Origin of the sequence: Nannocystis bainbridge, from assembly GCF_028368995.1 — a bacterium.
In the GTDB taxonomy this organism is placed as follows: Bacteria; Myxococcota_A; Polyangia; order Nannocystales; family Nannocystaceae; genus Nannocystis; species Nannocystis bainbridge.
The window spans coordinates 479,037-499,979 of sequence record NZ_JAQNDL010000003.1 but is presented as its reverse complement, the minus strand read 5'-3'; the positions used below and the strand labels follow the sequence as shown (position 1 = coordinate 499,979).

Below are 20,943 nucleotides of genomic sequence, written 5' to 3'. Positions count from 1 at the left end.
AATTAGACCGTTTCCGGGAGCAGCTGGGCCAGGGTGATTTCCACGAGGGCCTCGATGTGCCGGCGGCGCCGCTTGAGCGCGGCGGGCGACAGCACGTCGCGGCGGAACAGGTCGTTGAGCAGCGGCTCGTAGAGGAAGGGCGCGATGATGGCCCCGAACACCGAGACGATGACCTCTTCGAGGCTGCCGAGTGTGCCAGCGACCCGCCGACCGACGAACGGCTTGAGCGTGTCGACCAGCGGGTGCAGATATTCGTGCGCGACCCGGCGCAGGTGCGGGTCGTTGTTGAGGAGCGCGCGCTGGATCAGCCGCGGGAAGTCGCGCTCCTGCGCGAGGTGGTCGAGGTAGGCGCCGATGACCCGATGAATCCGCTCGCGCGGCGCGCCGGCCTGGTGGAAGGCCGCCAGCAACCGGGTCCGCAGGCCGCTCATCGCCTCGTCGATGACCTTGCGATAGAGGCCCTCTTTGCTGCCGAAGTGATAGCGGACGAGCGCCGGGTTGACGCCCGCGGCGCGCGCGATGTCCCGCACCGAGGCGGCCGCGTAGCCGCCGCGCGAGAACGCCGAGCGCGCTGCGACGAGCAGCGCCTGCGCGGTTCGGTCGCCCCGCTCCTCGCGACCATCAGGAGTGGTTTTCGCCTCGCCCGAGTTGCTCACGCGCACTACAGATAATTTGCACACATGTGTAAGCGGGTCCAGCAGAATTTGTACGCGCGTACAAATGCAAACGGCGTGATACAGTGGCCGCTATGCTGCGGTCTGGGCTGATTCTCGTGGGCGTGGGTGTGATGGTGTCGGGGTGCGGGACGCCGGAGGGGATGGCCTCGGCGACGACGTCGCAGACCGGGGTGACGACGGTCGAGCTGACGACTTCGACGACGGAGACGGGCACGAGCGAGGGGCCGCCGCCGACGTCCGAGCCCGGGACCGAGACGATCACGACGATGGGGATGACCGGCACGAGCGCGCCGACTTCCTCGACGACGACCGAGGGCGCGACCGAGTCGACGACGATGGGGACCGAGTCGTCGACGATGCCGGCGACCGCGACCGACAGCGAGAGCGGAACCGAGCCGCCGCCGCCGTGCATGCAGGGCGAGATCGTGTGCGAGGACGGCGAGGCCAAGGTGTGCGACGGGATGGGCGGGTTCGAGAGCAGCGAGCCGTGCGAGGCGGCCTGCGGCCCCGGCGTCGGCTGCCTCGCGTGCGTGCCCGACACGCCGTTCTGCGAGGGCGACGTGGCCATGAAGTGCGCCGCCGACGGGCTCTCGAGCGAGGTCGCCGAGGACTGCGACGAGCTGCAGGGCATCACCTGCAACCCGGACATCGGGCTGTGCGACGGCGCCTGCGTGATCGAGAACCTGCAGCTCAACTACATCGGGTGCGATTACTACCCGACCATCACGCTGCAGCACGACAGCTACAACAGCGGCACCAAGGTGTTCGCGGCGGTGGTCGCCAACACCGCCGACGTGCCGGCGGCGATCACGGTCACCCGCGGGGCGATGCTGATCAAGGAGGAGATGGTCGCGGCCAAGAGCGTCAAGGCGATCACGCTGCCGTGGATCCCCGCGCTGACGAAGGGGCTCGGGCCCTCGGCCGTGGTCGCCGAGGGGGCCTACCGGCTGCGCAGCGACCGCCCGGTCACGGTCTACCAGTACAATCTTCTTTATGCGTCGGCGACCAATGACGCGTCGCTGCTGCTGCCGGTCAACGCCTGGACCGGCGACTACGTGGTCGCCTCGTACCCGCACTTCCCGCAGCTCAACTACCCCGGCTTCTACGCCGTGACCGCGCGCGAGGACGGGACCACGGTGACGCTGGCGCCGTCGGCGACCGGCAACAAGGTGCAGGCGGGCGGCGGGGTCGCGGCCGACGGCACCGGCGTGGTCGTGCTGAACGCCGGCGACGTGCTGCAGGTCGCCACCGCGGCGGGCGGCGACCTCACCGGCACCGGGGTCAGCGCCGACAAGCCGGTCCAGGTCATCGCCGGACACAAGTGCAGCAACGTGCCCACGAACGTCGACGCCTGCGATCACCTCGAGGAGGCGATGTTCCCCTACGAGGCGCTGGCGAAGGAGTACATCGTCGTGCCGCCGGGGCAGTCGCCCAACGGGACGCCCGACCACGGCCAGGTCGTGCGGTTTATCGCGGCCGAGGCGAACACGACCCTGACCTTCGTGCCCGACCAGGGGGTGCCGAAGGTCCTGGCCAAGGCCGGTGATTTCGTCGAGCTGGCGGCGACGACCGCCCGCTTCAAGGTCTCGGCCGACAAGCGGTTCATGGTCGCGCAGTACATGGTCGGCCAGGGCGGCGGCTTCGGCGAGGCCGACCCGTCGATGCTGCTGGCCACCGCCACCGAGCAGTACCGCAAGGACTACCTGTTCCACGCCCCGCCGTCGTGGGCGAGCAACTTCGTCGACATCATCCTCAAGACCGGGACGAGCGTGTCGGTCGACGGCCAGCCGGTGGTCGCGCCGGTCCAGATCGGTGCGACCGGCTACTCGCTGGCCCGCGTGAAGCTGGACGACGGCCCGCTCGGCGACGGCAACCACACCATCCTCGGCAGCGACCGCGTCGGCATCGGCGTCTACGGTCTCCAGGACTTCGGCAGCTACTGGGTCGTCGGCGGCCTCGACCTCGATCACCTGTAGAAACTTTTTAGAAGCGTCGGGCCTCGCTCGCGAGGTTCGGCGCTCGCGAGCGGCTCGCGTCGCGAGAAAATTCGGCGCGAGAATTTTCGCCGCGACTTGACGAAGTGCGGGAGGTGATCGATCCTTTCGAGGCGCGGTCGTCGTTCGGCGCGCGCACCGATCGTCGTCGCCGTCGCGACGACGGCACGCAACGCGAAGCAGCTCGGAGAGCTCGGAGAAGATTCGAAGGGAGTCGCGGAAGCAGGACAGAAGCTCGCGCAAGACGTCGGAAGCAGCGTCAGTCACGGTCCCCGGTCCATCGCGTACGGGCGCGCGGACGAGACGACGCGAATCAGCCAGTAGCTCCCCAATGGGAGCGCCTCCATCGAGGGCCCATCGGGACAGCGTCGGAAGCCCGCGCTGTTCGCGGCGCCATGTCCGATGCGGGAGAGATCTGCTCGATTCCCGGCCATGTTGCGATCTGCGGCCCTTGCGCTGATCGAGCCGAGTCCGCTTGCGTGAGCGCCGCACGCGCCCAAAACCTCTTTTTGCTCGGCATAGCGGCCGCTCTGCGGGCCTGCAAAGTCCTTGACGCGGATCCTGAACGGATGTAGCTACCTGGCAAGTGTTCAGTGCAACGCTTCCTGGGCAACGATGCTAGAGCACTCTTCAGGCTTTCCCCGCGCGCGCTCCCTCCTTCAGACAGAGGCACGTTCGAGCGGTCTAGAACGTACCTCAACCGCCGCGGGGGAGCCTGATGTTTTATCGAATGGTTTGGATGGCGCCGGGCTGAACGCGATTCGCGAGCAGCTCTGCCAGGGACGCCACGCCGATGTCGTGGCCGAGCACGAAGTCGCCGCGCGCGCCGGCAGCTACGGCGATTGGCCGCCGGGCTTCGACGAGCGGCTGCTGTCTGCGCTGGCCAAGCGCGGCGTGACGCGGCCGTACACGCACCAGGCCGAGGCCATCGCGGCGGCCCGCGGCGGCCAGGATGTCGTGCTGGCGACCTCGACGGCGTCGGGCAAGTCGCTGTGTTTTCACGCGCCGATCGTCCAGGCGGCGCTCGACGACCCGCGGGCGCGGGCGCTGCTGCTGTTCCCGACCAAGGCGCTGGCGCGCGACCAGGTCCGGAGCCTGCGCGCGCTGGCGGCCGAGGTGGGGCCGGGCATCATCGGCGCCGGCGCTTACGACGGTGACACACCGCCGGAGGAGCGCAAGGCGGCCCGCACCCGGGCCCACGTGGTGGCGACCAACCCGGACATGCTGCACCGCGGGATCTTGCCGCACCACGAGCGCTGGGGGCCGCTGCTGGCCGAGCTGCGCTACGTCGTGCTCGACGAGCTGCACATGTACCGCGGGGTGTTCGGCAGCCACGTGGCCAACGTGCTGCGCCGGCTGTGGCGGGTGTGCGCCTACCACGGGGCGCGGCCGACGGTCATCTGCTGCTCGGCGACGATCCACAACCCGCGCGAGCTGGCGGCGGCGGTCACCGGCCGGCCCGACTTCGTGCTGGTCGACCGCGACGGGGCGCCGACCGGGACGCGCACGTTCGTGGTCCTGAACCCCAAGGTCGTCGACCCGGCCACCGGGGTGCGCCGCGACTACCTCAAGGTCACGCGCGCGGTGACCTCGGTGTTCCGCGCGGCGGGGGTGGCGACGCTGGCGTTCTGCCGCACGCGCAAGGCGGTAGAGCTGCTGACCCGCTACCTGCGCGAGGACGAGGCCGGGGTGACGCCGGGCGAGCCGGTCGGCGTCGACGCGGCGGCCCTGGCCCGCGCGGAGCTGGCGAAGAAGAAGATCCGCGGCTACCGCGGCGGCTACCTGCCGGAGCGCCGGCGCGAGGTCGAACAGGCGCTGCAGGACGGCGAGGCGCAGGTGGTGGCGACGACGCATGCGCTCGAGCTCGGGATGGACATCGGCGGGCTCGACGCGGTGGTGCTGGCGGGCTACCCGGGGACGCGGGCGGCCACGCTGCAGCGCGCGGGCCGGGCGGGCCGGCGGCTGTCGCCGTCGCTGACGGCGCTGGTGCTGTCGTCCGACCCGCTCGACCAGTTCATCGCGGCGACGCCGGGGTTCCTGTTCGACGAGCCGCCCGAGCGGGCGCAGGTCGACCCGGACAACCCGGAGATCCTGATCCCGCACCTGCGCTGCGCGGCCTACGAGCTGCCGATCGTGATGCCGCCCGGCGAGGCGCCGGCGGAGACGGTGGTGTACCCGGGCATCGCGGCGGGCGAGATCGGGCCGGCGCTGGCGTACCTGGCCGAGCGCGGGGCGCTGCACGGCGAGCGCGGGGCTGACGGGTCGGCCCGCTACTTCACGATCGGCGACGCGTTCCCGGCCGACAAGGTCGACCTGCGCGGCGGGCTCGAGGAGAACTTCACGGTGCTCGAGGTGGCCCCGGGGCTGGCGAGCGACGGGCGGCTGCTCGCCGAGGTCGATTTCGAGGACGGGCCGCTCTACCTCCATCCGGGCGCGATCTACTCAATCGAGGGCACGACCTACGAGGTGCTGCGCCTCGACTGGCAGCCGCGCAAGGCGTACGTCCGCGAGGTCAAGGCGACCTACTACACCGAGGCGATCTCGCAGGTGAAGGTCCGCCTGGTCGAGCCGATAGCGACGGATCCGCCGCGCGGCCGCGGGCTCGGCTACGCCCACCTGGTCCGCACGGTGCCGGGCTTCAAGAAGCTGCGCTTCCGCACCCACGAGAACGTGGGCGCCGGGCCGGTGCACCTGCCGGACCTCGAGCTGCACACGCTGGCGGTCCACTTCACGTTCGGCGAGTGGGCGCTGTCGCTGGTGCCCGACCCGGGTCGGCGCGCGGCGGCGGCGCTGGCGATCGGCCACGCGGTCCACCACTGCGCGGCGATGCTGCTGATGTGTGACGTGCACGACCTCGGCCACGCGGTGGTGGCGGGCTCGGCCGAGGCCGGTTCGTGGGCGCCGGTGATCGCGGGCCGCGGCGGCCGGGTGTCGACTGATTCGGTGATGCAGGCCGGGGCGTCGCCGTGCCTGCTGGTCTACGACAACCTGCCAGGCGGGGCCGGGCTGGCGTCGCAGGCGTACGCGCTGGGGGCCGAGCTGTTCGAGCGGGTGATCGCGGCGGTGACGAACTGCCGCTGCGCGCGCGGCTGCCCGACGTGCCTCGGGGTGCAAGGAGCGGGTGAGCCGCTCGGGACCGGCGGCGGCGAGGTCGTGCGGGCCGGCGAGACGCCAGGGCTCAAGGGGCTGGCGAGCCGGATCGCGGCGATGCAGTCGCTGCCGGGGGCCAACCACGTGACCCGGCCGCCGCAGCCGCGCGAGAGCCTGCGCGCCGATGCGATGGCGCTGCTGCTGGCGCTGCGCGACCGCCTGCGAGGGGCTGCGTGAGCTCGGCGCTGCTGCGGCGGTTCGAGCGGGCGCTCGGGCGCCGCGAGCAGGACAGCGTCTCCGAGCCGGCAGGCGGGACGGCGGCAGGCGAGCCACAGAGCTCGCCGAGGGCGAGCGAGCCGCAGAGTTCTTCCGTTGGGACGGACGGGCCGCCGAGTCCGTCGCGCGCGACGAGCGGGCAGCCGGGTGGGATGAGCCAGGGTAGGCTGTCCGAAGGGGCAGGTCGGGGGAGCGGCGATCGGCGGGTTTCGGCGGGGATGACGCGGAGCGCTGCGGGGAGCGAGGCGCCGGTCGCGGCGGGACAGAAGGTTCGGGGCGAGAGCCGGCCAGCTCTGAACGACGCGCAGCCGGCAGGACGCACGAGCGCGCGGGCGCTGGCAGATTCTGGGCTGTCTGAAGGGACAGGTCCGACGAATCGCGCGGGCGAGCGGGCGCCGGCATTGGCGGGCCGCGCAGGCGGGCTGTCTGGAGGGGCAGGTGCGGAGGAACGGCGGATCGATCCGCGGGTGTCGGGGACGTACGTGTTGTGGACGTCGCGGGCACGCCCGAACCGCTCGAAGGTGACGGCCAACGGGGAGATCATCGCCGCGGGGACGAACCCACGGCCGAGTCCGGTCGAGAGCCGTCGCAGAGCCGAAGATCTACGCGATTTCACGGTCGCGCCGCCGGAGCGTCGCGGGGCTGTCAGTGTCGGAGAGAGGATCGGCGCTGCGATCGCCGGGCCGCTGGCAGAGTTCGGCGGGCAGAGCGGGCGCGGGATGACGGCGCCACGGCCTGCGGAGGTTGGGGAGCGAGGGGCAGGTGCGTTGGTGCGATCGCCTGCGCGACCTGAAGAGGTTGGGGAGCGAGGGGTCGGAGCGGTGAGGCCGTCGCCCGTGTTGCCTGGCGAAGTTGCGGGGCGAGAGGCCGGGGCTCGGACGCGGGCGGACGAGGTCGCGGGACGAGAGGATGAGGACAGGAGCCCCGCGGCTCGTGTTGCGGGCGAGCTCGGGCGCGAGGTGTCGCTCTCCTCGCGGCCGGGCCCGCTGGACGGCGGTGCGCCGACTCGGCCGGCGCTTTGGCGGCGGATGGGGCGGTTCGAGGGCGAGCGCGCCACCCCTGCCTTGCCCGGCGTCGCGCCGGGGGCGGGGTTCGTCCGCGAGGTCACGCGCTGGCCGTGCCTCGGGGCCAGGCCGCCGCTGCTGGTCGGCCGCGGGCTCGAGCTGCCGGGGCCGGCGGAGTGGCAGAAGGCATTTACATGGCTTTACGGACATGGCGAACAGGACATGTCCAAAAGGCCAGTGTTTCTCGACACCGAGTCGACCGGGCTCGGGCACGGGGCGGGCACGGTGGCGTTCGTGGTCGGGCTGGCGACGCTGGACGAGGCCGGGTGGCAGATCGAGCAGTGGCTGCTGACGCAATTGTCGGGCGAGGCGGCGCTGCTGGCGGACCTCGAGGCCCGGCTGCGGGCGCTCGGCGGGCCGCTGGTGACGTTCAACGGGGCGAGCTTCGACCTGCCGCTGCTGCGCGGGCGGCTGCGCCGGTGCGGGCTGCCGACCGACGCGCTGGCCGGGACGCACCTCGATCTGCTGCCAGTCGCGCGCCGGCTGTGGCGCGGGCGCGGGCCGGATTGCCGCCTGACGACGCTCGAGCGGACGCAGCTGGGGGTGCGGCGCGACGGCGACATCGCAGGGCGGGCGATCCCGGAGGTGTTCTGGGCGGCGCTGCGCGAGCCCCACGAGGCCCGGGCGCGCGAGGCGGTGCGCCGCGTGGTCGGCCACAACCTCGTCGACGTGCTGACGATGCCGGCGCTGGCGCGAACGATGGCGCGGACGCTGGAGGCGCCCGGCGACCCGGAGCTCGTGCAGCGGGCGGCCGATCACCAGAACGCCATCGGACGTCGCCTGCGCAAGGCGGCAGCGCAAGCCGGGGCCCGGCGGACCAGGACGGCCGGGCAAGCCGAGGCCGTGGCAGCGCCGCCCGCCGCCAAACCGGTGCCGGACGTAGATCCGCAGCGAGTTGCGCACCTGGGGTCGTGACACCCATGCGTCGCCGGGGCCGAACTCCGGGTCGCTCCGGCGTGCGTGGCTGCAGCCAGCGGACGGCAGGGCAGGCTCGCGCGGCCCGCGGGGGCTCTTAGCAGCGCCGGCGGTCCGTGCTAGCGTGAGAGCGACGTGAATCGCGCCCGCCGACCCTCGCCCCTGGTCCTCGCGCTGTGCCTCTGCGTGAGCGGGTGCATGTCGCTGACGCCGCAGCTGCAGCCGACCGACTTCGCCAAGCTCGAGACGATCAAGGATCGGGCCGAGCGCGAGAAGGCGCTCAAAGAGAACTGGATCTTCCGCCACGAGGAGCCGCAGGGGACCCGCTACACCAAGGGCCTGCACCCGATGGCGACCAAGCGCAGCTGGCAGTCGCTCGACGCGATCCTCCGCTCGGAGAAGAACAGCTCGGAGGCGCTGCCCTACAAGGAGCTGCGGCGCTCGCGGATCCTGGCGGCGCTGGGGGCGGTCACGGGGCTGCTGTTCATCGCCAGCGGGGCGGCGACGGCCCGCGAAGGCTTCGATTTCCAGAAGCTGAACGGGGCTAACTCGGTGATGCTCGGCAGCGTGCTGGCGACCGTGGGCCTGGCGATCGCCGCCGGCGTGTTCTACCGCCGGGCCGAGACGGGCTACGCCCGCGCGGTCAACATCTACAACGACAGCCTGGGCATGCGCCTCGGGCTGCTGACGCCGAACGGCGACTACATCCCGCCGGCCGACGCCGCGGTCGACGCCGAGGGCTATATCCTCACCGAGGACGGCAACACGCGCGTCGAAGGGCCGGTGCAGTACCCGGCGCCGGGGCCGACGATCGCGCCGCCGGCCAGCCCGCCGGGCCCGAACGCGCCGGCGCCGACGCCGGAAACGACGGCGCCGCCGATGACGACGCCGCCGAGCGCGCCGCCCCCGCAGCTTCCACCGACGACCTCGCCGCAGCACGCGGGGATCCGCGCCCGGCCGGTGCCGCGGCCCGCGGACCAGGAGCCCGCCGACGCGCTGCAGCCGGGGCGAGCGCTGACGCTGCTGCCGCGGCGCTGACAGGGGCCCAGGCAGTGCTGAACGCCGACTCGCGGGGACGCTGCAGGGTCGCGCCAGCGGCCCAGGAGAGCCCGTCACGGTCGCGGCCCGAGCGTCGGTGAGTCACCCGGGACGCGCGGTCGCAGGTCGAACGTGGGGACGCTGCGGCGGTGACTCTGCTAAGGTCGCCGCGCATGTCCGCCACCGCTGACCCGCGCGCGCACGCTCCCGCCTCGCCGTCCGGGGCGCGCGGCGGGCTTTTCGGACATGTCCGAAGTGCCATGTTGTTCGCCGGGCTGCTGGCGGGCTGTCATGAGCCGACCGGGCCCGAGCGGGACATCTCCGGGGCCAAGATCTTCGCCCAGAACTGCGCCCGCTGCCACGGCCATGACGGCAAGGGGCTGCCGGAGGTCGCGGGCGTGCGCGACCTGACCGACCCCGGGTTCATGAGCACCCTCAGCGACGAGCGGCTGCGGCGATCGATCCGTGGCGGGCGGCCGCCGACCATGCCGAGCTTCCCGCACTTCAGCGAGCCGACCCTCAAGGTCCTGGTCGCCTACGTGCGCTCGCTGTCGCAGCCGGAGCTGCAGCTGCCGCCGCCCCCACCTGTCCCTTGAGACATGCCGCGTCCACGATCGGCAAGCGGCGCGGTCGAGGTGGTGTGGCCGGGCAAGTACGGGCCTGACGGCGCGCGCGTCGAGGTGCCCGCGCGCTCGCTGGGGCTGCAGGTCGAGCAGGTGATCGGCGGGGTCGAGGCCGAGCCGACGCGGGCGCCGGGGCTGCTGGTCGGCGGCGACAACCTGCTGGCGATGGACGCGCTGATGGCGACGCACGCGGGGGCGATCGACCTGGTGTACATCGACCCGCCGTTCGCGACCGGCCACGAGTTCGAGCGGACGACGCGGGTCGGGGCCGACGCGGAGGGGCCGGAGCTGCGCTCGCGGGCCTACAGCGATCGCTGGCCCGGCGGGGTCGCGGGGCTGCTGCAGATGCTGGACCCGCGGCTGCGGCGGATCCACCGCCTGCTGGCGCCGCACGGCAGCCTCTACGTGCACGTCGACCCGATCGTCGGTCACGCGGTGAAGCTGCTGCTCGACGAGATCTTCGGGCCCGGCTGTTTCCAGCGCGAGATCGTGTGGCGGGTCGGCTGGATCTCGGGGTTCAAGGCGCGGGCCAACAACTGGATCCGCAACCACGACCTCATCTACTTCTACGTCAAGGACCCGCAGCGGTTCGTGTTCCACCGCCAGGTCAACGCGCACCCGAGCGAGTACCGGCGGCGCAAGGGCGAGGCCGACCAGCAGGGCGGCGTGCCGGTCGAGGACGTGTGGAACGCGAGCCCGGCCGAGTGGCGGCTGCGCGGCGGCGACTCGCTCGACTCGATCCAGATCAAGAGTTTTTCGCGCGAGAAGACCGGCTGGGCCACGCAGAAGAACGAGAGCCTGCTGCGCCGGATCGTCGCCGCCAGCTCGAACCCCGGCGGGCTGGTGGCCGATTTCTTCTGCGGCGCCGGGACCACGCTGGCGGCCGCGCACGCGCTGGGGCGGCGATGGATCGGCTGCGACAGCGCGGCCGCGGCGATCGAGCTGGCCCACGCGCGCATGGCCGAAAAGCCAGGTATCGGGTTCGTGCGCGCCGGGCTGGGGCCGGCGGAGCGCGCAATCTGGCTCTCGGGACAGGCCGATCCGTGGCCGGCCGCGGTGCTGCGGCTGCGCGGGGCGCAGGCGGCGGGCGGGGTGACGGGGAACGCGGGGGACGCTGCCGGGGCGGCGGCAACCGGCGGGGTGACGAGGAACGCGGCGGACGCTGCCAGGGCGGCGGCAACCGGCGGAGTGATGGAGATCGCCGGCGACGCTGCCAGGGCGGCGGCCGCGGGCGGGGTGACGGGGATCGCGGGGGACACTGCGGTGTGGGTCGGGCCGCTCGACGGGGAGGTGACGGCCGCGGAGGTGGCGGCGGCAGCGACGAGCGCGGCGGGGCTCGGGCTGCGCAAGCTCGAGGTGATGGCGTGGGCGTGGAGTTTCCCGGCCGGCACCGAGCTGGCCGAAGGGACAGGCGTGAGCGTGGTCTGCCTGCAGCTGCGGCGCGCCCTGCTCGACCCGCGCGGGCACGCCGGGGAGCCGCCGTGGAGCGAGCGGCCGGTGGTCGCGGTGACGTTCGCGGTCGCGGCGGCGGGCCCGGGGTTGCGCGTGCAGGCGACTCTGGAGGGGGCGCGGTTCTCGGCGCCGACGCGGGCGACGGCGGCGCTGGCGACGGCGGGGGATGCTCGCGCGGCGGTCGAGGCGTGGTCGGTCGAATTTGCGACGGCGTCGCCGGCGATCGGCGCGGTGGCTCGCGTCGCGGACGGCGAGACGGGACTGTCAGAGGCGGGAGAGGGCGCGGCTTGTTCGGCGGCGGGCGAAGCCTCGACACGAGGCGTTCGCAGCGGCGAAGTGCAAGCGGACGCGGAGACTTCGGAGCAGGAGCCGGCGCTGGCGGGCGAGGCTTCGCGGGCGGCTGCGGCTGCATCGGGGGAGAGTGTCGGCGAGGCGCAGGCGCGGGTGGCTGCGGTTGCACCGGAGGGTCTGGCGTCCGGGGAGAGTGCCGGCGCGGGGTCGGCGTCCTGGGCCATCGTCGCTCGGCCGATCGCGGAGGCCGGCGAGGGACAGTCGCCGCATCGCCCGGCGTTCGCGGCGGCGCGGACACGGAACCGGCGGGAGCTCGACGCCGACAGCGGGTGGCTCGCGCTCACCGGCGAGGGGCCGTGGGTGGCGCGGGTCCGGTTGGTCGACGTGCTCGGCGGGGAGAGCTGGCACGCCTGGCGCATCGAGCATGTTCTTCAGGATATGTCGAAAGAGACATGCTCTAAAGGACATGCTCCTGAGGGCATGTCTGAAAGTATCGTGACGAGCGATGCGCTCGTCACGAGCCGCGAGCAGTCCGCCTGATGGGCCCGGAACCGCCGGCGCGGGGGCGCTCGCGGCAGCGGCGGGCATCGAGGGCCTGCGCGCTGGTAGGTCTCGTCGACGCGGCCGCGCTCTACGGGTGCTCGCGGTGAGCGGCGGTGACATCGGCGTGGCCGCCGAGCTGAAAGACCCTCGAGGCGCTGGCGGGCGTCGAGGGGACGCCGGCGTGGTCGTCGGCGCCGGCGTTCGCGGCCATGGTCAGGCGTCAAAGGTATGAAGCGGGGCGTCGGCGCGGCGGTACGTCGAGGGTGCGCAGGCGGAGTCGTCGATGCGGCCGCCGAGCTCACAGGCGCTCGAGGCAGTGATGGGCGTCGGGGTGCGCCGGGCATCGTCCGGCGCGACGCCGAGCTCACGGGCGCTCACGGCAGTGATAGGCGTCGAGGGTGGCGGGGTCGTGGGCGTCGCTCACGATCGCTCGAGGTGGTGGTAGGCGTCGTGGGTGCGCAGGCGGTCGTCTTCGACGCGGCCGCCGACGGTGAAGTGGTAGAGGCTGCGCAGGCCGTCGGCTTCAGGCAGGCCGAGCAGGTCGCGGGTGGGCGCGTCGAAGAAGCAGCCGATGCCGGTGGCGGCGATGCCGAGGGCCTCGGCTTCGAGGTAGAGCAGCTGACCTATCGCGCCGGTCTCCCAGAACAGGCGCCGGTAGTGGGCCGGGCCCTCGCGCTCGAGCTCGGCGCGCAGGTCGACGAACATGGCGGCGGCGAAGGCCCCGTCGGCGGCGATGTCCTGGGCGCAGCTGACGAGGGCGGCGGGGCGGCGGACGTCGCCGGCGCGCACGCTGACGAGCGGCAGCTCGGGCGGGCACCCGGGCGGGGCCTGCCACGTGGCGTCGGGCAGGGCGGCGCGCCAGCGGTCGGCGCGGGCGGGCTCGCGGACGAGCAGGTAGAGGCCGGGCTCGACGTCCGCGACGCGGTGGACCATCAGCGCCAGGTCGACCGCCGGGCGCCACGGGAGCGCGGCGAACGGCTGTCCTTCGGGCAATGTCCGCAAGAGCATGTCGTAAAAGCCAGCCGCGGTGAGGCCGGTGCGGCCGTCCATGGCGACGGCGCTGCGGCGGCGGCGGATCAACGGCGCGGCCGGGACCTCGAGGTCGCACGCGCGGGGACGCGGCGGGGGCGGCCACGGGCGCGGGGTGGCGGCGGGGTGGGTCGTGGCGGCGGCGATCTCCGCGAGGATCGGCCACTCGTGGTGACCCTCGCTGAGCTGGTTGGGGACGCCCGTGAGCGCGGCCGGGGTGAGGTCGAGGACGGCGGCGGGGTCGAGGGTCAGCGGGATGTCGGCGGGCAGGAGGGCGAGCAGGCAGTCGGGGTGCTCGGCCTCGTCGCCTTCGCCGAGGTCGGCGAGGCCGAGCACGGCGGCGAGGCGATCGTCGGCCAGCGGATCGACGAGCACGGCGCGCCAGCCGTGGAGCGCGGCGGCGAAGGCGAGCGCGGCGATGGCGTGGCCGACGTCGTGGTTGCAGTAGCGGAAGGCCCGCTCGCCGTACTTCCAGGCCTCGCGCCAGGCGATCGACGACAGGCCGACGAGGACGCCGGGGAATTCGAGGGCTCGCCATGCGTCGGGATCGAGGGCGGCGCGGCGCTCGAGGGCGTGGAGCAGGGGGGTGTAGTGGTAGAGACCTGGCCGATCGGACAGGCCGACGAGCGGGCCAGCGAGCAGGTAGACCTCGGTCGGGTGGAGGTTGCCGCTCGAGGGGTTGACGCGCAGGGACCAGCGCGAGCTGCCGGCCTGCTTCCAGGCGGCGAGGGCGAAGGCGTGGAAGGACAGCGAGCCGAGCAGGTCGAGGTCGAGCGCGGCGGGGGGGCGCACGGGGCCGCGGAACAGGTCGGCCCAGGTCGGGCTGTCCTCGGAGACATGTGGATGGGCGCGCGGGAGCGGGTGACGCTCGGCGCCGTCGTAGAGGCGGAAGGGGTTGGGCTGGGTGGCCCAGTCGAGGTAGCCGAGCGAGGCGGCGTAACGACCAGGCCGGTGGGCGGTGCGCTCGTGGTAGGCGAGGACGCGCTCGAGGTCGCTCGGCATCGGCGAGAGTATAGAGGACAGCGCGGGCCGAGGCTCGCGCTGCGCATGAAAGGGCCTGTCCCCGGGGACATGTCTCGGGGAGGCTTGGCCGTTTTGCGGCGGCCGTGGCAAGCTCGCGCGATGACCGCGACGCCGCTGCACTTCCGCGATGTGGAACAGCTCTACCAGGAGCTGGCCTCGATGCACGGGCCGTTCGCGGACCTGCCGTCGAGCCTGGCGGAGTGTGAGGCGCAGTACTCGGCCCTGGCGGCGCGCATGGACGAGACGGCGGTGCCGCTGCTGGTGACGCTGATCCGGCACCTGCGCGGCAGTCGGTCGCTGTTCGACGGGTTCGTGGGCAACGACGCGGCGATGCTGCTGCAGTACCTGGCGAAGCAACGCCCGGAGCCGGTCGCGCGCGAGCTGCTGGCCTGCATGGACGCCGACGGGCCGGCCGAGGCGATCGACGCACTCGGCGATACCGGGGTGCAGGCGGTGACGGAGCCGCTGCTGCAGCGCGTGACGCGACGCCACGCCGATGCGGAGCTGCGGATGTCGTTGGCCGACGCGCTCGAGCTGCTGGACGGGCCGGCGGCGCGCGCGGAGCTGTCGGCGTGGCTGGCCGAGGGCGATCCGTCGGCGGAGGTGCAGGCCGAGCTGACGCGAATCGCCGAGGCGCTGGGTCTCGCTCCGCGGTGATGCGGGCGGATCGCAGGTGAAGGTGGGGTCCGGGAGACGGCGAGGTCGAGTCGGCCTGCTCATCGCGGGCACGGAGATGTCCTTGAGGACAGGTTTCGGAGGCGGCGAGGTCGGGGCCAGGCTGCTCTCGCGAGTTCTACTTTAGAAGATGTCCTTGAGGACAGGTTTTAGGCGTCGTGAAGCGCCGGGCGGCGGGCTCATGGCCGGCTTGCTCGTGGGCGGGGTCCGTGCGAGCCTGCCGGCATCGAGGTCCTCGACCAACTCGCTCACGCGTCGCCGGAGCTGGTGTGGGGGCTCGTGGCGCGCGGGATCGGGGTGGTGTACGCGATCGCGTTCGCTTCGCTGACGTTCCAGGTCGTGCCGCTCGCGGGGCGCGAGGGGGTGGCGCCGGTGGCGGAGCTGATGGCGGCGATCCGGCGCGACTTCGCGGCGCCGCGCCGCTGGCTGTATTTTCCGGGGTTGCTGTGGCTGCACGCCGGCGATCGCTGGCTGCGCGCGCTGCCGTGGCTGGGGCTGGCTGCGGCGCTGACGATCGTCGTCGGCGGGCCGCACACGCCGCTGGCGTTCCTGGCCTGCTGGGCGCTCTATCTGTCGCTCGATCGGGCGGTGGTGCTGGTGTACCCGTGGGACAGCCTGCTGCTCGAAGCTGGCTTTTGGGCCATGTTCCTGCCGGCGCTGGCATGGGCCCCCGAGGTCGCGGCCAGCGGGGCGCCGACGCCGGCGCTGGCGTGGCTGTTCCGGCTGCTGCTGTTCCGGGTGATGTTCGGGTTCGGCAAGCAAAAGTTCGCCGGCTCGACGCCGGCCGACGCGGGATTCCTCCACGGGTTCGTGATCCGCCAGCCGCTGCCGACGCCGCTCGGGTGGCTGGTCCACCGCGCGCCGATGTGGGTGCACAAGGGCGCGCTGGTGCTGCTGTTTGCGATCGAGGTGGTGCTGCCGTTCGCGGTGTTCGTGCCGGGGCCGGCCAGCGTGGTGTTCGCGCTGGCGACGGCGGGGCTGATGCTGGCGATCGCGGCGACCGGCAACTACGGGTTCTTCAACCTGCTGACGATCGCGCTGTGCGGGGTGTGCTTCGACAGCGCGACGGCTTCGGCGCCGCTGCAGCTGTTCGCGCCGGGGCTGCCGGCGTCGACGCTGGCGCTGCAGGGGCTCATCGTGGTGCATACGTTCGGGGCGCTGCTGTGCCTGCCGCTGAACACGTGGGCGTCGTTCACGTGGACGCTGTGGCCGTGGTGGGAGCGGGCGGTGCCGGCGGCGTTGCGCTGGCCGATCGTGGTGTTCCGGGGGCTGCAGCCGCTGCGGTGGCTGCACGCGTACGGGGTGTTTCCGCCCCGCTCGGCGCCGGCGATCAAGATGAGCCCCGCGCTCGAGGTGACGTGGGACGAGGTCGAGTGGCACACGCTGACGCCGCGCTGGTGGCCGACGACCGAGCGCTCGCCGCCTCGGTGGGTGGCGCCGCATCACCCGCGCTTCGACCACGCGATCGTGTACGAGGCGACGGGGTTCCACGAGGCCAGCGTGCTGCGCAACTTGACGGGGCGCTGGGATCCGTACGGGCATGCGCGCTGCTCGGGGGCGGGGCGATTGATGCGGCGGGTGCTGGCGGGGCAGCTGCGCTCGCCGCTGTGCTTCGGCGATTCGCTGCCGCGCGAGCGCGGGGCGCCGCGAGCGGCGCGGGTGCGCATGTACATGCTGGAGCCGACGACGCCGGCGGAGCAGCGCGCGAGCGGGGCGTGGTGGCGAAGGACGCTGGTCGGGCCGCACCTGCCGCGCGCGCGCGTGGACGACGAGTGGCTCGATGGCAGGCCGCCGCCGCCGGAGCTATGGGCGCCGGAGGACTGGACGTGGATCCGCCGCTCGCGTGTGGGGCCGCTGCTGCGCCGCGCGGCGGCCGGCGAGGACCCGCACGCGCTGGTGTGCTCGCATGCGCCGGAGCTGACGGCGGACGACGTGGGCGCGCTGTGGGACGAGTTCGTGCCGATGTTCGCGGCGACCGATCGCAAGGACTGGTCGCAGCTGCCAGGGCTGACGAGGCAGGTGCGCGAGCGCTGGAGCGCGGGGCAGCGCGATCGCTTCGAGCGGCTGATCGGCCGCTACGCGCTGCTGGGGATGGCCCGCTGCGAGCGGCTGTTCGTGGCGGGGGGCCTGCGGGCGATCCTGGGGCTGCGGGCGGCGCCGCTCGACGTCGAGACGCATCAACACCTGAACCTGCTGGTGCGGCACGTGATCGCGGAGGGGCGCGCGGCGTATGACTCGCTGATGCGCGAGCCCGCGACGGCGGCGCAGTGGCTGCCGCGCATGAGCCTGCGCTCGGGTGCTTTTTTGGAGGCGGTGCTGCGGCCGGAGCGGCTGGCCCATCAGGCACAGAAGTTTCGCATGCTGGCGAGCCAGGTCGAGGTACGTGGGTGGCCGCGGCCGAGCGCGCGGGCGCAGAAGCTCGCGGCGTGGGGTTCGGGGCGGGTGCGGCGGCTGTGGGGAGCGTTCGCGATGATCGAGTTCCTGCGCGGCGAATTCGTCGACCGTGAAGGCGAAGCGTTGTGGGCCGAGACGCCCGAGCGATGGCCGCGCTTCGAGCTGTGCGCCGACCGGTCGCTGCGGCTGCTCGACGAGACGCCGCGGGCGGACGGTTGAGGCGGTGAGGGGAGCGCTCGAGGCGTCACGCGAAGCGAAAAGTGCGGGTCGCATGGACGAGCGCGAGAGGGCGGTTCGAAGCGGGTCGCTGCTGCTCCGAAGCGCAGAGCGAGGCGGTGAGGGGCACGCCGCGCCGAGGTCTCGCGGCGGTCGCTCGGAGCGAGTGAGCGCGACGCGTGATTCGCGGCGAGCGTTCGAAGCAAGGGCACGATCGAGCGACGCTCGACTCGCGGCGAGCGCTCGAAACAAAGGCGCGATCGAGCATCGGGCATGCTCGTGGTCGTGAGTCTTGCGCGGGCGTCACTCTCGGGGCGTGCATGCGCGAGGGTCGGCGGGCTACCATCCGCGGCATGCAGAAGATCGTGGTCATCTACCAGGCGGCGGTTCCCGTCGGGCATCGCGTGGAGGTGGTGTGGTACCAGCGCGTGACCGGCGGGCTGTTCGGTGAGAGCCGCCAGGACCGGCCGCATGAGCCGGTCATCACCGATCTCGACACCGGGATCGTGTACCTGTCCGATCGACTGCTCATCACGCCCGGCTTCAAGCGCCCCAAGGAGCCGTTCGATGTCAGCGAGGGGCTGTCGAGCGAGTCTCGCGAGGTCCGCCGCCTGCGCGGGGTCGTGCGGGCCTGTCGCGTGATCACGATCCGCTCCTTCGCGGATGTCGAACTGCAGACCGAGCTGACGGTCGCGCCAGAAGGGTGAACGCGCGACCCCCTCGGGGGCCAGCGGTCGCGGACGCCTGGCTCGGACGTCGCCGTGCGGACGTGGAGGACGAGCTGTCCGGGGGGACATATTCCATGAGGTCGCAACCCGACTGCTCGAGCTCCGCGTCAGCCGGTCTGGCGCACTGTCCTTGTGAACATGTCTTGAAGACAGTGTTCCATGGGGCATGTCCTTGTGGACATGTCCCGGAGCGCGGGCTGCTCACGCGCGGGCGATGACGAGGTGGAAGCAGGCGCCGCCGCCGGGGCGCTCGCTGACCCAGGCGCGGCCGCCGTGGGCCTCGGCGACCTCGCGGACGATGGCGAGGCCGAGGCCTGCCCCGTCGACGCCGCGGTGGAGGCGGCGGAAGGGGGTGAAGATGGTCTCGCGGTGCTCGAGCGGGACGCCGGGGCCGCGGTCCTCGACGAGGATCTCGAGCGCGGTGTCGTCGTCGCGCACGGTGATGTCGACGGCGCTGCCGGGCGGGGCGAACTTGATGGCGTTGGCGAGCAGGTTGTCGACGGCCTGACGCAGGGGGCCCGGGTTGGCGCGGATCGGCGCAGCGTCGGGGGCGTGGAGGTGGAGGGCGATGGCGCGGCGCTCGGCGACGGCGCGGTGGCTGGCGAGGGCGTCGCGCACGCTGGCGACGGCGTCGAGGGGGACGCGCTCCCACTCGGACCGGCGCAGGCTGGCCATGGCCAGCAGCTTGCTGGCGAGCTCGCCGAGGCGGTCGACCTCGGTGCGCACGCGGGCGAGCGCGTCGACGAGCTCTTCGGGCGACCGCTCGCGCCGCAGGGTGACGTCGATCTCCATGCGCATGGCGGTCAGCGGGGTCCGCAGCTCGTGGGCAGCGTCGGCGACGAGGCGGTGCTGCAGCTCGGAGGCGGTGCGCAGCTTGTCAGTGGCGTCGGCGATGGCGTGGCGCAGGCTGGCGATGACGTCGGTGCCAGGATCGGCGGGCGGCAAGGTCGAGAAGTCGCCCTCCTGCAGGCGCTGCATGTGGGCGTGGAGCTGCTGCACGCGGTGGACGAGGCCGCGGGCGTGGGCGACCTGCAGCAGGAGCATGAGCAGGGTGACGGCGGCGCCGATGAGGGCGGCGGCGCGGGCGTAGGCGGTGAGGGCGGCGTCGTTGGCGGCGAGCGAGACGGCGAGCCACAGCGCGTGCGGTTCGCCGCGCGGGGAGTCGATGGCGAGCGAGAGCTCGCGGACGCGCTCGCCGCTGGCGAGCACGCGCGTCTGCAAGGCGGGGGCGCGGGCGACGTCGGCGGCGGTGAGGGCAGCGGGGGCGTAGGTGTCGGCGGGGTAGGCGAGCAGGCGGGCGCCGCCGGGGCCGTAGAGGGCGCCCTGGTGGTGCAGGCGCTGCAGGTCGGCGACCAGCGGGGAGTCGCCGAAGTGGAGGTGGGCGTCCTGACCTGGCCGATCGAACAGGCTGACGGACTCGCTGGCGGCCTGCAAGGTGAGGCCGCGATCGACCGACTCGAGCAGGAGGTGGTCGAGCACGAGGCCGATGAGGAAGAGGGCGAGGGCGAGCAGCGCGGCCGGGAGGACGGCGCCGAACAGGAGCAGCCGGCGGCGCAGGGTCATCGGCGGCCTCGCGGGGCGGGAGCGGCGAGGGGGATGATAGCTGTCCTCGGGGGCATGTCTTTCGGGGAATGTCGCAAGGGACATGGCCGATGGGGCATGCCCTCGAGGACATGTCCTGAGGCGATCATCGCTCGCCCCCGGGGAGCAGGCGGAAGCCGACGCCGCGCTGGGCGCGGATGGTGGGGGCATCGTCGCCGAGCTGGGCCAGCTTGGTGCGCAGGTAGCCGACGTAGACGTCGAGGACGTTGGGCTCGCCGTCGAAGCTCGGGCCCCACACGGCAGCGAGCAGCTCGCTGCGGGTGAGGACCTCGCCGACGCGGCGGAACAGGAGGTTGCACAGGGCGAACTCGCGGGCGGTGAGGGCGATCTCGCGGCCGCCGCGGACGAGGGCGCGCTGGCGGGTGTCGAGGCCGACGTCGCCGGCGCGGAGGTGGACGACGTCGCCGCCGCGCCGACGCGCGAGCACCTCGATGCGAGCCAACAGCTCGCTGAAGTCGAACGGCTTGACGAGGTAGTCGTCGGCGCCGGTGCGCAGGCCGAGCACGCGCTCGCCGACGCTGCCGCGGGCGGTCAACATGAGGACGGGGGTGTCGACGCCGCGGGCCCGCCAGGCGCGCAAGAGCGAGAGGCCGTCGCCGTCGGGCAGCATCCAGTCGAGCAGGACGACGTCGTAGGCGATGGTCTGCGCCTGGCCGAGAGCGTCGGCGCTGGTGGTGCATGCGTCGACGAGGTGGCCCTCCTCGCCGAGGCCGCGCTGGAGCAGCTGCAGCAGCCGCTCGTCGTCCTCGACCACGAGGATCCTCATGCGCGCCTCCGACCGAAGGGCGACCGCAGAGCCGAGGAGGCGGGGATGGCGAGTGATCGCGGGGGCTGGGTGCCGGTGCGGGAGGCGAGCTCGCCCGGCACCGAGCCGAGAGCGGCGATCGAGGCGAGCAGCGGGCGCAGGCGCGAGCCGTCAGCGCGAGGCGGGCTTCGGCGCTGCGCGAGCTGCCGGTCGAAGGGTGATGGCAGGCCGCGGACCACGGGGGTCCCGCGGCGGGCGATGAAGCCGATCGCGGCGGGCAGCGAGAGGGAGAGGCCGCGCAAGGTCAGGCGAGGATGCCACCGACGCAGGCGAGCGGCACGTGGGTGAGAGCAGGGCGACGAAAGGCGAAGGGCACGAGGGTGAAGATCGACGAAGCGGGCGCGGACGGCGGAGGTGCGCAGGAGGACGGCGAACGGCCCGGGTGAGGAGCGGGGGAGCGAGCGCAGGCTGTGCGCAGGAGGACGCCGAACGGCCCGGGGTGAGGAGCGAGGAAGCGGGTGCAGGAGGTCGGCGCGGATGGAGGCGCCAGGCGGCCGCGGAGCACGCG

The 20,943-nt window shown here is 73.1% G+C and carries 14 protein-coding genes; 9 read left to right on the top strand and 5 right to left on the bottom strand.

From position 1 onward, the window contains the following. Positions 1-2: 2 nt before the first annotated feature. A complete protein-coding gene (locus POL25_RS27360) occupies positions 3-656 on the bottom strand; it encodes a TetR/AcrR family transcriptional regulator (RefSeq protein ID WP_272089160.1) in 654 nt (217 codons plus the stop codon). A 92-nt stretch (positions 657-748) separates the two neighbouring features. Between POL25_RS27360 and POL25_RS27355 the strand changes: the two genes are divergently transcribed. The 6 genes from POL25_RS27355 to POL25_RS27330 all read left to right on the top strand — a co-directional run bounded on the left by POL25_RS27355 (position 749) and on the right by POL25_RS27330 (position 11,960). Then, positions 749-2,653 carry an IgGFc-binding protein gene (locus POL25_RS27355; protein WP_272089159.1) on the top strand — a complete coding sequence of 635 codons (1,905 nt, stop codon included), beginning with the start codon at positions 749-751 and terminating at the stop codon, positions 2,651-2,653. Positions 2,654-3,469: 816 nt separating this feature from the next. Then, positions 3,470-5,998: a DEAD/DEAH box helicase gene (locus POL25_RS27350; RefSeq protein WP_272089158.1), complete on the top strand. Its 2,529-nt coding sequence runs from the start codon at positions 3,470-3,472 to the stop codon at positions 5,996-5,998. 1,067 nt (positions 5,999-7,065) lie between these two features. Beyond that, entirely contained in the window at positions 7,066-8,016 is a 951-nt protein-coding gene (locus POL25_RS27345; RefSeq protein ID WP_272089157.1) for a ribonuclease H-like domain-containing protein, read from the top strand. A 135-nt stretch (positions 8,017-8,151) separates the two neighbouring features. Continuing rightward, a complete protein-coding gene (locus POL25_RS27340; RefSeq protein WP_272089156.1) occupies positions 8,152-9,054 on the top strand; it encodes a hypothetical protein in 903 nt (300 codons plus the stop codon). A gap of 173 nt (positions 9,055-9,227) precedes the next feature. Continuing rightward, on the top strand, positions 9,228-9,650 hold the full coding sequence (locus POL25_RS27335) for a c-type cytochrome (RefSeq protein WP_272089155.1): 423 nt from the start codon (positions 9,228-9,230) through the stop codon (positions 9,648-9,650). A gap of 3 nt (positions 9,651-9,653) precedes the next feature. Further along, the gene (locus tag POL25_RS27330; RefSeq protein ID WP_272089154.1) at positions 9,654-11,960 is read left to right on the top strand and encodes a DNA methyltransferase; all 2,307 of its coding nucleotides are present in this window, start codon (positions 9,654-9,656) and stop codon (positions 11,958-11,960) included. Positions 11,961-12,051: 91 nt separating this feature from the next. Here POL25_RS27330 and POL25_RS27325 read toward each other — a convergent pair whose 3' ends face one another. Together POL25_RS27325 and POL25_RS27320 are read right to left on the bottom strand one after the other, a co-directional pair. After that, positions 12,052-12,174, bottom strand: a complete 123-nt coding sequence (locus POL25_RS27325; RefSeq protein ID WP_272089153.1) for a hypothetical protein — start codon at positions 12,172-12,174, stop codon at positions 12,052-12,054. Between the two features lie 209 nt (positions 12,175-12,383). Beyond that, positions 12,384-13,994: a nitroreductase family protein gene (locus tag POL25_RS27320; RefSeq protein ID WP_272089152.1), complete on the bottom strand. Its 1,611-nt coding sequence runs from the start codon at positions 13,992-13,994 to the stop codon at positions 12,384-12,386. Positions 13,995-14,114: 120 nt separating this feature from the next. Here POL25_RS27320 and POL25_RS27315 point away from each other — a divergent pair, with 120 nt between their 5' ends. The 3 genes from POL25_RS27315 (at position 14,115) to POL25_RS27305 (ending at position 18,007) form a co-directional block, all read left to right on the top strand. After that, positions 14,115-14,672 (top strand): HEAT repeat domain-containing protein, encoded by a 558-nt coding sequence (locus POL25_RS27315; protein ID WP_272089151.1) that lies wholly within the window; start codon positions 14,115-14,117, stop codon positions 14,670-14,672. A gap of 297 nt (positions 14,673-14,969) precedes the next feature. Further along, positions 14,970-17,303, top strand: coding sequence for a lipase maturation factor family protein (locus POL25_RS27310; protein ID WP_272089150.1), 2,334 nt, complete (start codon positions 14,970-14,972; stop codon positions 17,301-17,303). 350 nt (positions 17,304-17,653) lie between these two features. Further along, positions 17,654-18,007: a hypothetical protein gene (locus POL25_RS27305; RefSeq protein ID WP_272089149.1), complete on the top strand. Its 354-nt coding sequence runs from the start codon at positions 17,654-17,656 to the stop codon at positions 18,005-18,007. 222 nt (positions 18,008-18,229) lie between these two features. Here the strand turns inward: POL25_RS27305 and POL25_RS27300 are convergent, their stop codons facing one another. Beyond that, complete coding sequence (locus POL25_RS27300; RefSeq protein ID WP_272089148.1) at positions 18,230-19,591, bottom strand: sensor histidine kinase; 1,362 nt, start codon at positions 19,589-19,591, stop codon at positions 18,230-18,232. Between the two features lie 124 nt (positions 19,592-19,715). Beyond that, positions 19,716-20,396: a response regulator transcription factor gene (locus tag POL25_RS27295; RefSeq protein WP_272089147.1), complete on the bottom strand. Its 681-nt coding sequence runs from the start codon at positions 20,394-20,396 to the stop codon at positions 19,716-19,718. Positions 20,397-20,943: the final 547 nt, after the last annotated feature.